At 71.8% G+C, this 13453-nt stretch carries 15 protein-coding genes and 1 tRNA gene; 14 read left to right on the forward strand and 2 right to left on the reverse strand.

Features of this window, described 5'->3' with window-relative positions; genetic code table 11:
* Window positions 1-146: 146 nt before the first annotated feature.
* The 7 genes from AC07AW_RS08535 to AC07AW_RS08565 all read left to right on the forward strand — a co-directional run bounded on the left by AC07AW_RS08535 (window position 147) and on the right by AC07AW_RS08565 (window position 6928).
* Window positions 147-1142 (forward strand): glycosyltransferase family 2 protein, encoded by a 996-nt coding sequence (locus AC07AW_RS08535; protein WP_478814704.1) that lies wholly within the window; start codon window positions 147-149, stop codon window positions 1140-1142.
* A complete protein-coding gene (locus AC07AW_RS08540) occupies window positions 1142-1609 on the forward strand; it encodes a GtrA family protein (RefSeq protein ID WP_478814705.1) in 468 nt (155 codons plus the stop codon). The genes AC07AW_RS08535 and AC07AW_RS08540 overlap by 1 nt, the downstream gene beginning before the upstream one ends.
* 108 nt (window positions 1610-1717) lie before the next feature.
* Window positions 1718-2821 carry a glutamate 5-kinase gene (gene proB, locus AC07AW_RS08545; RefSeq protein WP_478815312.1) on the forward strand — a complete coding sequence of 368 codons (1104 nt, stop codon included), beginning with the start codon at window positions 1718-1720 and terminating at the stop codon, window positions 2819-2821.
* Window positions 2822-2972: 151 nt separating this feature from the next.
* On the forward strand, window positions 2973-3464 hold the full coding sequence (locus AC07AW_RS08550; RefSeq protein WP_093876131.1) for a hypothetical protein: 492 nt from the start codon (window positions 2973-2975) through the stop codon (window positions 3462-3464).
* Between the two features lie 329 nt (window positions 3465-3793).
* Window positions 3794-5077 carry a glutamate-5-semialdehyde dehydrogenase gene (locus AC07AW_RS08555; protein ID WP_478814706.1) on the forward strand — a complete coding sequence of 428 codons (1284 nt, stop codon included), beginning with the start codon at window positions 3794-3796 and terminating at the stop codon, window positions 5075-5077.
* An 87-nt stretch (window positions 5078-5164) separates the two neighbouring features.
* On the forward strand, window positions 5165-5779 hold the full coding sequence (locus AC07AW_RS08560; protein ID WP_478814707.1) for an SCO2584 family spore wall biosynthesis protein: 615 nt from the start codon (window positions 5165-5167) through the stop codon (window positions 5777-5779).
* 66 nt (window positions 5780-5845) lie between these two features.
* Window positions 5846-6928 (forward strand): SCO2583 family membrane protein, encoded by a 1083-nt coding sequence (locus AC07AW_RS08565; RefSeq protein ID WP_478814708.1) that lies wholly within the window; start codon window positions 5846-5848, stop codon window positions 6926-6928.
* Here the strand turns inward: AC07AW_RS08565 and AC07AW_RS08570 are convergent.
* Window positions 6913-8073, reverse strand: coding sequence for a M48 family metallopeptidase (locus AC07AW_RS08570; protein ID WP_478814709.1), 1161 nt, complete (start codon window positions 8071-8073; stop codon window positions 6913-6915). The genes AC07AW_RS08565 and AC07AW_RS08570 overlap by 16 nt on opposite strands.
* A gap of 129 nt (window positions 8074-8202) precedes the next feature.
* Here AC07AW_RS08570 and AC07AW_RS08575 point away from each other — a divergent pair, with 129 nt between their 5' ends.
* The 7 genes from AC07AW_RS08575 (at window position 8203) to AC07AW_RS08605 (ending at window position 12448) form a co-directional block, all read left to right on the forward strand.
* A complete protein-coding gene (locus tag AC07AW_RS08575; RefSeq protein ID WP_478815346.1) occupies window positions 8203-8418 on the forward strand; it encodes a hypothetical protein in 216 nt (71 codons plus the stop codon).
* Between the two features lie 83 nt (window positions 8419-8501).
* A complete protein-coding gene (locus tag AC07AW_RS08580) occupies window positions 8502-8663 on the forward strand; it encodes a hypothetical protein (RefSeq protein WP_185893249.1) in 162 nt (53 codons plus the stop codon).
* Window positions 8664-8716: 53 nt separating this feature from the next.
* Window positions 8717-9337, forward strand: coding sequence for a nicotinate-nucleotide adenylyltransferase (gene nadD / locus AC07AW_RS08585; RefSeq protein WP_392153992.1), 621 nt, complete (start codon window positions 8717-8719; stop codon window positions 9335-9337).
* A 19-nt stretch (window positions 9338-9356) separates the two neighbouring features.
* On the forward strand, window positions 9357-11081 hold the full coding sequence (locus AC07AW_RS08590; RefSeq protein WP_478814710.1) for an LCP family protein: 1725 nt from the start codon (window positions 9357-9359) through the stop codon (window positions 11079-11081).
* An 84-nt stretch (window positions 11082-11165) separates the two neighbouring features.
* Window positions 11166-11630: a ribosome silencing factor gene (gene rsfS, locus AC07AW_RS08595; RefSeq protein ID WP_392153995.1), complete on the forward strand. Its 465-nt coding sequence runs from the start codon at window positions 11166-11168 to the stop codon at window positions 11628-11630.
* The gene (locus AC07AW_RS08600; RefSeq protein WP_478815313.1) at window positions 11627-12280 is read left to right on the forward strand and encodes a histidine phosphatase family protein; all 654 of its coding nucleotides are present in this window, start codon (window positions 11627-11629) and stop codon (window positions 12278-12280) included. Before rsfS ends, AC07AW_RS08600 begins: the two co-directional genes overlap by 4 nt.
* 95 nt (window positions 12281-12375) lie before the next feature.
* Window positions 12376-12448 (forward strand) — tRNA-Ala (locus AC07AW_RS08605).
* Between the two features lie 47 nt (window positions 12449-12495).
* Here AC07AW_RS08605 and AC07AW_RS08610 read toward each other — a convergent pair.
* A complete protein-coding gene (locus AC07AW_RS08610; RefSeq protein WP_478814711.1) occupies window positions 12496-13365 on the reverse strand; it encodes a helix-turn-helix transcriptional regulator in 870 nt (289 codons plus the stop codon).
* Between the last annotated feature and the right edge of the window lie 88 nt (window positions 13366-13453).

Below are 13453 nucleotides of genomic sequence, written 5' to 3' on the forward strand. Positions count from 1 at the left end.
ATGCCGACCGGGGGTGGTCACTCGGACGACGCCGGGCAGTCATCGCCCGGTCGTACCGTTGCCGCGCTGCTCGAAGGAGAGTCCGGTGGCGGTCCTTCCAGTCCTTCAGGACGTCTTCTCGCCCATCCCTCTGGAGTGACCGTTCCATGACCAGGCTTTCCGTCGTCGTCCCCTGCTTCAACGAGGAAGACGTCATCGAGCGGTTCGACACGCGGATGCGACAGGTGCTCGACGCACTCCCGGTCGGATACGAGATCTGTTACGTCGACGACGGAAGCTCCGACGGAACGCTGGGCAAACTGCGCGAGATCGCCGCCCGGCACCCGCAGCACACCCAATACGCCTCCTTCAGCCGCAACTTCGGCAAGGAGGCCGCCATGCTCGCCGGCCTGCGCAAGTCCACCGGCGACGCCGTGGTCATCATGGACGCCGACCTCCAGCACCCGCCGGAGCTGCTCGGCCGCATGCTCGACCTCTACCACCAGGGCCACGACCAGGTGATGGCACGGCGCACCCGCGAAGGCGACAAGAAGGTCCGTACGGCGCTCAGCCGTGTGTACTACCGGGCCGTCAACCGCTGGGTCGACGTGGAACTCACCGACGGCGTCGGCGACTTCCGCCTGCTCTCCCGCCCCGCCGTCGACGCACTGCTCTCGCTGCCCGAGTACAACCGCTTCTCCAAGGGCCTCTTCTCCTGGATCGGCTTCGACACCGTCACCTTCGACTACCAGAACGCCGCGCGCGAGGGCGGCGAGACGAAGTGGAAGTTCAGCTCCCTGCTCAACTACGGCATGGACGGGCTGATCTCCTTCAACAACCGTCCGCTGCGCATCGCCCTCTGGCTCGGCATGATGCTCACCGGCCTCGCCGCCCTCTACGCGGTCTGGGTGACCGTCGCCGCGATCACCCAGGGCGTCACCGCCCCCGGCTATGTCACGCTGGTCGCGATCATCGCGGGGCTCGGGGGAGTGCAGATGGTGATGCTGGGGCTGATCGGCGAGTACATCGGCCGCATCTACTACGAGACCAAGCGCCGGCCGCACTTCCTGGTGAAGGAGACCCACCGCTCCTTCGGCCGCGGGGCCGCCGAGCGGGCCGGCGCCGAACGGATCCGCGTCGTGACCGCCGAGCGGGAGCGCTGATGGGCCCGGGGGGCGCCCCCGGCGCACGGCGGGCGCGGCTTGCCGAGATCTTCCGCTTCGCCCTGGTCGGCGGCGTCAACACCGCGACCTTCTTCGGCTGTTATCTCCTCCTGCACCCGTGGATGCCGTACTTCGCCGCGTACTCCCTCGCCTTCCTCCTCAGCATGATCGGCTCCTTCTTCCTCAACACCTACTTCACCTACCGCACCCGGCCGACGTGGAAGAAGTTCGCCCTCTTCCCGCTCACCAACGTCACCAACTACCTGGTGCAGAGCGTCGGTCTCTACGCCCTCGTCACCTGGGCCGGAATGGACGACAGAATCGCGCCACTCGTCGCGGCCGTCGTCGCCATCCCGTTCACCTACCTGATCTCCCAGCGGATCCTGGTGCCCCGCTCCACCGGCCGGCCCGCCGCGCCGGGTCCAGGGAGCGAAACGGACGAGCGGCAGCCCTCCCGGCTCGCGTAGATTGCCTGGCAGCCGCGGCGGGGAGCGCGCGGCGCGTGGGACAGCCGAGTGAGGACGACGCAGGTGGCGACGCAGGTGACGGGACAGACGGACGTGGCAAGGCAGTACGTGACGGAGGCCCGCAGGATCGTCGTCAAGGTCGGCTCCTCCTCGCTCACCACCGCCTCCGGCGGCCTCGACGCCGACCGCGTCGACGCCCTCGTCGACGTCCTCTCCAAGGTCCGCAGCGGCGGCGAGAAGGAGATCGTCCTCGTCTCCTCCGGCGCCATCGCCGCGGGACTCGCACCGCTCGGCCTCACCCGCCGCCCCAAGGACCTCGCCCGCCAGCAGGCCGCCGCCAGCGTCGGCCAGGGCCTCCTCGTCGCCCGCTACACCGCCTCCTTCGCCCGCTACGGCGTCCGTGTCGGCCAGGTCCTCCTCACCACCGACGACACCAGCCGGCGCGCCCACTACCGCAACGCGTACCGCACCCTGGACCAGCTCCTCGCCATGGGCGCGCTGCCCGTCGTCAACGAGAACGACACCGTCGCCACGGACGAGATCCGCTTCGGCGACAACGACCGGCTCGCCGCCCTCGTCGCCCACCTCGTCCGCGCCGACCTGCTCGTGCTGCTCTCCGACGTCGACGGGCTGTACGACGGAGACCCGTCCAAGCCCGGCACGTCGAGGATCGCCGAGGTCACCGGCCCCGAGGACATCGCCCACGTCGAGATCGGCTCCGCCGGCAAGGCGGGCGTCGGCACCGGCGGCATGGTCACCAAGGTCGAGGCCGCCCGGATCGCCGCCGCCGCCGGCATCCCCGTGGTCCTCACCTCCGCGAGCCGCGCCGCCGACGCCCTCGCCGGCCGGGACACCGGCACGTACTTCCACCGCACCGGCCGCCGCTCCGCCGACCGGCTGCTCTGGCTCGCCCACGCCTCCACCCCGCAGGGCCACCTCAGCCTCGACGACGGAGCCGTACGAGCCGTCGTCGAGGGCAAGAAGTCCCTGCTCGCAGCCGGGGTCGCGGCCGTCGAGGGCGACTTCGTGGCCGGCGACCCCGTCGAGCTGCGCGACGCCGCCGGGCGGGCCGTCGCCCGCGGCCTCGTCAACTTCGACGCCAAGGAGCTGCCCCGGATGCTCGGCCGCTCCACCCACGAGCTCGCCAAGGACCTCGGACCCGAGTACGAGCGCGAGGTCGTCCACCGCGACGACCTGGTCGTCATCCGCTGATTCGGCCGACGCCGAAACGGCTGAAAGTCTGGCCATCCGGAAGGGACGTTTACCAAAACCGCCCCATGTGCCGCCTCGGGCTGGTCAACTTTGTCTCGGGGGTAAGACAAGGCGGGGTACAGCACCACACGCATCACACAGGAGGCCGCCGGTGAGACGAGCGCGCCCAGGGGCACCGCCCCGCGGGACTGCCGAACGCGCCCTGACCAGTGTCGAGGCCGGAGCCGACTTCGACGAGGCACGGCACAGGTCCACGGACAGGAAGACCGAGACCACCACCGAGACACGTGAGGAACGGCCGGTGTCCAAGCTCTGGCACATCACCCTCAGTGTGTCGGGCGTGGAGTCACCGCTGAAGGAGGTGCGGCGCGGGCTCGAACAGCTGGCCCATGACCACCCCTTCCTGCTGACCAGCCGCTATGCCAACGACCACGCCGAGATCCGGTACTGGGAAGAGGCCCGCGACCTGCACGACGCGGCGGCCGTCGCCCTGCGGCTGTGGGGCGAGCACCGGCAGACCGCCAAGCTGCCGCCCTGGGAGATCGTGGGCCTGGAGGTCATCGACCGCGAGACCTACCACCAGCGGATCGCGGAGGGCTACGGCCCGCCACCCGCCGCCCCGGTCGGCGTCCACCCCTACTGACGGGCGGGTCTCCGTGGGGGCTCCTCCCGGCGGCGGGGTGCGTCTCCGCGTACGGGGTGCGTCCCTGCGTACGGGGTGCGTCCCGGGGGATACGGGCCGCATCCCCCGGGATACGGGCCGCGTCTCCGCGTACGAGCTGCGTCCCCGCGTATGGGCCGCGTCCCCGCGTATGGGCCGCGTCCCCGCGTATGGGCCGCGTCCCCGCGTATGGGCCGCGTCCCCGCGTATGGGCCGCGTCCCCGCGTACGGGCCGCGTCCCCGCGTACGGGTACGTCTCGGAGTGCGGGATACGTGAGGGATGTCCGCAGGGGTGCCAGTACCCTGCGGGCATGACCTCGCTCACGCCCCTCGACAACCTCTCCCCGGTCACCCGGGCCGCCTACCGGGCCCGTGGCGCCGCCGCCGAAATCGCGCCACTCCCGCGCGCGGCCAAGGACGACGCGCTCCTCGCGATCGCGGACGCCCTCGAAGTCCGCACGGCCGAGATCGTCGAAGCCAACGCCGTGGACATCGCCAAGGCCCGCGAAGCCGGGACCAGCGAGGCCATCATCGACCGTCTGACCCTCACCCCGGAGCGCGTCCGGGCCATCGCCGCCGACGTCCGCGACGTCGCCGCGCTGCCCGACCCCGTCGGCGAGGTCGTCCGCGGCTCGACCCTCCCCAACGGCATCGACCTGCGCCAGGTCCGCGTCCCCCTCGGCGTCGTCGGCATCATCTACGAAGCCCGCCCCAACGTCACCGTCGACGCCGCCGCCCTCTGCCTCAAGTCCGGCAACGCCGTCCTGCTCCGCGGCTCCTCCTCCGCGTACGCCTCCAACACCGCCCTGGTGACCGTCCTGCGCGACGCGGTCGGCGGCGCCGGACTGCCCGCCGACGCGATCCAGCTCGTCCCCGGCGAGTCCCGCGAGTCGGTCCGCGAGCTGATGCGCGCCCGCGGCCTCGTCGACGTGCTCATCCCGCGCGGCGGCGCCTCCCTGATCAAGACCGTCGTCGAGGAGTCCACCGTCCCGGTCATCGAGACCGGCACCGGCAACTGCCACGTCTACGTCGACGCCCAGACCGACCTCGACATGGCCGTCGACATCCTGATCAACTCCAAGGCCCAGCGGGTCAGCGTCTGCAACTCCGCCGAGACCCTCCTCGTCCACCAGGACGTCGCCGAGGCCTTCCTGCCCAAGGCCCTCGCCGCCCTCGCCGAGGCCGGCGTCACCGTCCACGCCGACGAGCGGGTCCTCGCCCTCGCCGAGGGCTCCAAGGCCACCGTCGTCCCGGCCACCCCCGAGGACTGGGAGACCGAGTACCTCTCGTACGACATCGCGGCCGCCGTCGTCGACTCCCTCGACAAGGCCGTCGAGCACATCCGGATGTGGTCCTCCGGCCACACCGAGGCGATCGTCACCACCTCGCAGGCCGCGGCCCGCCGCTTCACCCAGCTGGTCGACTCCACCACGGTCGCCGTGAACGCCTCCACCCGGTTCACGGACGGCGGCCAGTTCGGCTTCGGCGCCGAGATCGGCATCTCCACCCAGAAGCTCCACGCCCGGGGCCCCATGGGCCTTCCCGAGCTGACCTCGACCAAGTACATCGTCACCGGCGACGGTCACGTGCGGTAACACCTCCTTATCGGTACGGGGAGGGACGGGCAGGGAGGCTTCGCACTCTCCCTGCCCAAAAGCACCTTCCGGGTCTACTCTGAATCCGTGCCGGACGACGTGGGGGGCAGGCCGTTCCAGGACGGCGGGGACCCCGAGGACTCTGTCGACCGCGGAGGCGCCGACGAGGTCCACGCCGACGTGGTCTTCGACGAGGCCTTCGTCAGGGCCGCCACCATCCACGAGCCCACCGCGGTCGAGCGGCTTCTTGCCGCCGCCCAGGCCCGTGCCGAGGCCGAGGCGGCCCGCGCCCGCGCCGGCGGTGGATCCGTCGAGGACGACCCCTACGAGGACGGCCACGACCCTCTCGGGCTCACCTACGAGCCCGACGACATCGGCGACGACGCCAGCCCCTACGGCCGCCACGGCGGCGCCCTGCGCCCCTACCGGGGCCGCGCCCGCTGGCTCCGGCCCGTCGCCTGGATCCTCGCCCTCGTCATGGGCATCGGGATGGTCGCCCTCGCCTTCAGCGCCGTCTACCGCGGCGCGGCCGCCAACCGCGAGGACCAGGTCCCGCCGCCGGCCACCACCGGCGTCGACACACCCAGCCCGAACCCCGCCCCGCCGGCCGCCCAGGCTCCCGCCCCGGCCCCCGCTCACGCCCCCGCGGCCCGGTCGGCATCACCCCGCCAGGCGTTGCGGGCCGTGCGCGGCACACCCTGACGGCCGAATTCCCCCGAACTTGTCTCCCGGCGTTTACCGAAGCCCCAACAGACCTACCCTGAAGGTATGGCAGGGCGTGGCGACCCGCCTGAGGGGACACCCGAGGGGTTCCCCGGCGGTGGTGAGGACGAATACCGATCCGTCGTCTTCGACGAGGCGTTCATCCGTGCTGCCCACCTCCAGGAGTTCTCGGCTCGGGAGCGGATGGGCGAGCACGCCCAGGCCGTCCGCAGCCGCTCCTCCTGGGAGAGCCGGAGCGGCTCCCGTCAGGCGGTCCTGCTCGTGCTGCTGATCCTCCTCGCCTTCGGCACCGCCATCTATCTCGGCGTGCGCAACCCGTACCAGCCCCCCGTCGACCAGCGGGCCGAGCCCCTGCGGACCACCGTCGTCCCGCTCGCCCCCCAGGGCCCCGTCCCGGGCGGCACACCCACCCAGCTCTTCGCCCACAGCCCGGCCGCCGAGTACCGCACCGGGGCCGCCGGCATCAACCTGCCTATCGCGGGGCGCACCTCCCACTTCGCCGAGAGCCAGGTCGTCACCGGCCTGAGCATCGCCAAGGAGTACCTGGTGGCCTCCGCCCTGGAGCCGGGCGTCCTCTCCGGGGCCACCGTCCGGCCCGCGCGCCTGCTGCTCGACCCGGACCTGCTGGAACAGTTCGACCGGAGCGTCGAGTCCCCCGCCGACGACGGCCGGCACGCCCTCGCGGCCTGGCTCGTCCGCTTCGACCCCCGGCAGGTGGCCCTCGCGGAGCCCGCCGCCCGGGTGCAGGGCACCCTCCGCTTCGAGGAGACCGGCCCCGACACCCTGGACGTCACCGCGGACCACACGTACACCTACGCTCTCCGCCCGGCCGCCCACGGCGCGGGTCCGGTCGCCGCGGCGTCCCTCTTCACGGTCCACCGCGTGGTGCACTTCCGCTTCGACCGCGAGGACCTGCGCATGCACCGTGCCGAGCTGCTGACCAGCACCGTGGAGGCCGGGCCGCAGGCGTGCGGCGACACCACGGGCTCCCTGAAGCCGCTCCTGGCGGGCACGCGGGCCTCGGACGCGGGCGGCGGCCCGGCGGTCACCGACCCGTACGCCACCGCCCGGCCCGCCGCCCCCGCGCTGTGCGGTGCGCTGGCGCCGAGCGCTCAGCCCTCGCTCTGACCGTCCCCGGTCCCGTCACCGGCCGGCTTCCCGGCCTCGCCGTCGGCGCCCTTGCCGTCCCCGGCCGGACCGCCGTCCGTCTTCCCGCCGCCGTCCGTTTTCTGGCCGCCCTGGCCGCCGCCGAACCGGTTGCGGAGCCGCCCGCCCAGGTCGCCCGCCAGGTCACCGGCGCCGCCGGCTATGTCCCCGACCAGCTTCAGCAGGGGATCCTTGCTGGTCCGCACCGTGTCGGCGTAGTGCCCGGCCGACTCGCGGAAGGAGTCCGTGACCGAGGTGTCCTTGTCCTCCGAGCGCTTCGGGTAGTGCCCGTCCATGATCCGCTGGAAGTCGCGGCTCTCCGACCACTTCTTCAGCTCCGCCGCGCGGACGGTGGTGAAGGGGTGCGAGCGCGGCAGCACGTTGAGGATCTTCAGGACCGAGTCCCGCAGGTCCCCGGACTTCTCGTACTCGTCGGCCTGGGCGAGGAACGCGTCCACGTTCATCTCGTGCAGGTGGTTGCCGCCGGCGATCTTCATCAGACCGCGCATCGAGGCCCGCACGTCCTGGCCGACGAGGAGGCCGGCCCGGTCGGCGGAGAGCTCCGACTTGCGGAACCACTCGCGCAGCGCGGTCACGATGGCCGTGATCGCGACCGTACCCAGCGGGATCCACGCGATCTTGAGCGCGAGGCTGGTGAGGAACAGCAGCACCGTGCGGTACACGGCGTGTCCGGAGAGCGCGTGCCCGACCTCGTGGCCGACGACCGCCCGCATCTCCTCCTCGTCGAGGAGCTCCACCAGGCCGGTGGTGACCACGATGATCGGCTCGTCCAGGCCGATGCACATGGCGTTGGGCTTCGGGTCCTGGACGACGTACATCGGCGGGACCTTCTCCAGGTCCAGGATGTAACAGGCGTCCCGCAGCATGTCGTTGAGGTGGATGAACTGCGCGTCGCTCACCCGGACGGAGTCCGAGAGGTAGAGGAGCCGCAGGCTGCGCTCGGGCAGCAGTCCGCTGAGCGCCTTGAAGGCCGTGTCGAAGCCGCTGAGCTTCCGCAGGGCCACGAGGGCCGAGCGGTCGGCCGGATGCTCGTAGGCCCGCGAGGAGATGCCGGGGAACCGCTTCCGCTGCCTGCTCGGCACGTTCCCCTGGTCGTTCTCGGTCATGGATGCCCCCTGTTCGTACGAGTCGGTGCTCGTCCCCCTGACTGAGCCCAGCGTAGGCGCTGGAGCTACCGTGTGGCGGGGGCCTGTGGATAACTGGGGCGCCGAGGACGACCGAAGGGCACGACCGACATGCCGGACACCGCCGACGCCGCGAACGCACTGCTCGCGGCCGCCGCACAGCAGGGGCCGGGCGACACGCTCCGGATCCTGCTGCTCGTCTCGATCGTGGGCGGCGCCCTGCTCGCCTGGTTCCTGCTGCGCGGATACCGCAGCGACGACACCGGCGGCGGCACGGACACCGGCGCGGAGCGCGATGCCAACGCGGAGCGCGACGCCAACGCCTGAGTCGGCGTGAGCACGCCGCGACCGCCCGCATACGATGTGCGCGAAGTCTCCGCTCCCATCCCCGATCGATAGGTCTGTCGAAGATGAGCCTCCACAGCACCGCCGCCCACCTGGTCACCCTCGCCGAGGGCGCCGAGCACGGCGGCAACCACGAAAGCCTCAGCCCCTACCTCACCGGCTTCGGTGCCTTCGGCGCCCTGCTTCTGCTGCTGTGGATCACCACCCGCTTCAACCGCGACCGCTGAACCGTCGGACCGCTGATCCGGCGTCCGCTGCCGTGCCAGTAGGCTCTGCACGCATGGGAGAGCAGGAAGTGCCTACTGGCGGGCGCGGCAAGCGCCGACTCGGGGTGATGGGCGGAACCTTCGACCCGATCCACCACGGACACCTGGTGGCGGCCAGCGAGGTCGCCGCCCTGTTCCACCTGGACGAGGTGGTGTTCGTACCGACCGGAGAGCCGTGGCAGAAGAGCCACAAGGTCGTCTCGTCGGCCGAGGACCGCTACCTGATGACGGTCATCGCCACGGCGTCCAACCCACAGTTCTCCGTGAGCCGCATCGACATCGACCGCGGCGGCGCGACGTACACCATCGACACCCTGCGGGACCTGCGGTCTCTCAACAGCGACTCGGACCTGTTCTTCATCACCGGGGCCGACGCGCTGTCGCAGATCCTCACCTGGCGCGACGCCGAGGAGCTCTTCTCGCTCGCCCACTTCATCGGCGTCACCCGGCCGGGCCACGACCTCACCGACGACGGACTGCCCAAGGGCGGCGTCTCGCTCGTCGAGATCCCCGCGCTCGCCATCTCCTCCACCGACTGCAGGGCGAGGGTCGCGCAGGGCGATCCCGTCTGGTACCTGGTCCCGGACGGCGTGGTGCGCTACATCGACAAGCGCCAGTTGTACCGCGGCGAGTGAGCTTCGGGGAGGGCCACCGGTGAACGATCAGCAGCACCCGTACGACCCGTACTATCCGCAGCCGCAGATCATCGGCTACGACGCGTACGGGCAGCCGGTGTACCAGCAGCCGCAGGCACAGCAGCAGGCGCCCGCACAGCACTACGACCCGTATGGCCAGCAGCAGCAGCCGCAGCAGCAGGCGTACGGCTACGACCCGTACACCCAGCAGGGGCAGCAGCAGCCCGCCCAGGAGCAGGGCCGGCCCCCGCAGTACGACCCCTACGGGCAGCAGGGCTACGCCTACCCGTCCTACGACACCGGGCAGCAGTGGGCCCCCCAGGCCGAGCCCGCCCCGGCACCCGCTCCCGCCCCCGTACAGGCGCCCGTCCAGGCCGCGCCGGCGGCCCCCGCGGCCCCGGTCGCCGCGCCGGCCGGCGTCCCCGGCCAGCGCCCCGCCTCCGAGCGGTCCGCGGCGCCCCGGCGGGACGAGGACGACCGCGCGTACCGCACCGAGCAGTTCTCGTTCATCGAGGAGCCCGACGAGGACTCCGAGGACGTCATCGACTGGCTCAAGTTCACCGAGAGCCGCTCCGAGCGGCGCGAGGAGGCCAGGCGGCGCGGACGCAACCGCATCGTCGCGCTCGTCGTCGTCCTCGTGCTCGCCGCCGTCGGCGGCCTCGGCTACCTCTGGTCCGCCGGGCTGCTCCCCGGCTCGTCCGACCCGGAGCAGAAGGGCGGGAACACGGCGACCGGCCCGCAGCAGCGCGACACGATCGTCGTCCACCTCCACGACCTCAAGAACGGCAACACCTCCACCGCCCTGCTCGTGGACAACACGACCACCCGCCAGGGCGCCACGGTCCTCCTCCCCAACTCCGTCGTCGTCGCCGACGCCGAGGGCTCGGGGACCACCCTCGGGAAGTCCGTCGAGGACGACGGCTCCAGCGGCACGCGGGAGGCGATCGGCAACCTGCTCGGGGCGAAGATCACCGGCACCTGGCGGCTGGACACCCCGTACCTGGAGAACCTCGTCGAGTCCGTCAGCAGCATCGAGATCGACACCGACACCGACGTCCCCGACACCAAGAAGGGCGCCGGGCCGCTGGTCAAGCACGGCGAGAAGCAGACCCTGAACGGCCGCGCCGCCGTCGCCTACGCCACCTACCGGGCGCCCGGCGAGGCCGAGGCCAAGCAGCTCCAGCGCTTCGGCCAGGTCATGTACGGGGTGCTGCGCAAGTTCTCCAGCGACCCCGGGGCGGCCACGGTCACCATCGAGACCCTCCAGCAGATCCTCGACCCCTCTCTCCCCGAGAAGGACCTCGGCGCCTCCCTGGCCAAGCTCGCCGAGCACGCCAAGCTCGGCGACTACAAGACGGCCCTGCTCCCGGTGGGAGAGGACGGAGCGCTGACCGAGGGCGCGAGCGACAGCGTGGTGAAGGACATCCTGGGCGGCAAGGTCACCGCTCCCGAGGCGGGCGAGGTGCCCCGGGTCTCGGTGCGGGACGGTTCCGGCAAGAAGGCGGCCGAGGCGGCCAGGGTCGCCCTGATCAACGGCGGCTACGCCTTCGTGGGCGGCGCCGACGCGCCGGCCCGGGAGGAATCGCAGGTCCTGTACGGCGACGACAGCCAGAAGGCGACGGCGGCCGAGGTGGCCAAGACGCTGGGGCTGCCCGCCGGCTCGGTCGAGAAGGGCAAGCCCTCCGGAACGATCGCTGTCACCGTGATCCTGGGCCGGGACTACAAGGCCCCGGGGGCCCGGTAAGGGGCGCCCCGGAAAACGCCGACGGGCCCGTCGGCGGTCCGTGAGACCCTGGAGGGGTACTGGACCGCCGACGAAAGCCTGCTTGTGACCGCCACGGACCGTTCCATCGAGCTCGTCAAGACCGCCGCACAGGCGGCCGCCGACCGGCTCGCGCACGACATCATCGCGTACGACGTCAGCGACGTGCTGTCGATCACCGACGCCTTCCTGCTCGCCTCCGCACCCAACGACCGCCAGGTCAAGTCGATCGTCGACGAGATCGAGGAGCGGCTGCAGAAGGAGCTCGGCGCCAAGCCGGTCCGCCGTGAGGGCGACCGCGACGCGCGCTGGATCCTGCTGGACTACGTCGACATCGTCGTCCACGTCCAGCACAGCGAGGAGCGGGTCTTCTACGCCCTGGAGCGGCTGTGGAAGGACTGCCCCGAGCTCGACCTGCCCGAGGACGCTCTGAAGACCCGCGGCAAGGCCGCCGAGCACGCCGCTCTGATCGGCGCCGACATCGAGGCCGGCTCCGGTCTCCCCGAAGGACCGGACGGTGAGCTGAGCTGAGCGCCACCAAGGGCGGCAGCGGCCGCCGCATCGTCCTCTGGCGTCACGGCCAGACCTCCTGGAACCTGGAGCGCCGTTTCCAGGGCTCGACCGACATCGAGCTGACGGAGGCCGGTGTCGCCCAGGCGCGCCGGGCCGCACGGCTGCTCGCCGCGCTGGGGCCGGACGCCATCGTGGCCTCCGACCTGAAGCGGGCGGCGGCCACCGCCGCCGAGCTGGCCGCGCTCACCGGCCACGCCGTCGCGCACGACTCCGCCCTGCGCGAGACGTACGCGGGGGAGTGGCAGGGACTGACCCACGACGAGATCGTGGCGCGGTACGGCGAGCAGTACGCCGCCTGGAAGCGCGGGGAGCCCGTGCGCCGGGGCGGCGGCGAGCTCGAGACCGAGGTGGCCGACCGGGCCGCCCCGGTGGTCCTGGAGCACGCCGACAAGCTGCCCGAGGACGGCACGCTCGTCGTGGTCAGCCACGGCGGCACCATCCGCACCACCATCGGCCGGCTCCTGGGCCTGGAGGCCCGGCACTGGGAGAGCCTGGGCGGGCTCTCCAACTGCTGCTGGTCGGTGCTCGGCGAGGGCGCCCGCGGCTGGCGTCTGATGGAGCACAACGCGGGCACGCTGCCCGAGCCGGTCCTCGGCGACGACGACTGAGCCCCACGACCGGCCTGCCGGACCAGGATTTCACTTTCCGGCAGGTCACAGGCTAAAGTTCTTCTTGTTCGCAGCGCGGAGCGCGAAGAACACGAGGGGCTATAGCTCAGTTGGTAGAGCGCCTGCATGGCATGCAGGAGGTCAGGAGTTCAATTCTCCTTAGCTCCACAGTCACCGAATCCCGTCCCCATCAGGGGGCGGGATTCGTCGTTCCGTCACCTCTTCGCCCCGCGCAGGAGCTCGATCCCCCGGCGGCTCTCCTCGTCGGTCGGCGTGTACGTCACGATCCGGCACTCCGGCATCCCGTTGACCGAGAGGGAGACCGAGGTCAGCCGCACCTCGCCCACCAGCTCGTGCCGGAAGGTCTTCACCCTCGTCCCCGGGGGCACCACGTCACCGCTGCTCCAGAGCCGGGCGAACTCCGGGCTGGTCTCGGCGAGACGCCGTACGAACTCCTCCCACTCGGGCTCGCCCACATGACGGCCGTACGCGCCCCGCAGCTGGGCCACCATGAGCGGCAGCTCCCGCTTCCGGTCGACCACCGGGCACTTGGGCCCGGGGACGCTGAAGAGCGCCCAGAGCACGTTGCGTATGCCGAACGGGCCGGTGTCCAGGCCCGGTCCGTCCTGCATCAGGAGTCGCTCGTACAGGGCGTTGGTCGCGAGCACGTCGTACCGCGCGTTGTACAGCACCGCCGGGAGCGGGTCGAGGGCGTCGAGGATCCCCTGGATCTCCGGGCTGACCACCAGGGCGTCCGCGGCGGACCGGTCCGGCGCGTAGGGCACTTCGGCGAGGTGGTAGAGGTGCTCGCGCTCCGGCCGGTCGAGCCGGAGGGTGCGGGCCACGGCGTCGAGGACCTGCGCGGAGGCGTTGATCGGCCGGCCCTGCTCCAGCCAGGTGTACCAGGTGACGCCGACGCCCGAGAGCTGGGCGACCTCCTCGCGGCGCAGCCCCGGTGTGCGCCGGCGGAGTCCCGGCGGCATGCCCACGTCCTCCGGGGTCACCCTGGCCCGGCGGCTGCGCAGGAACGCGGCCAGTTCCGGTCGTCGTCGTCGCTGCGCCGGCAGTGCTGCCACAATCGTCACACCCCCATGGTCGAGTCCCCGCGCCGCCGCTGCCAGGTGGTGTCAGTACCAGCATCGGCGGGCTCTCGTTACCCGTATCCGATCGCGG

The sequence above is a fragment of the Streptomyces sp. NPDC044003 genome, from assembly GCF_056435185.1.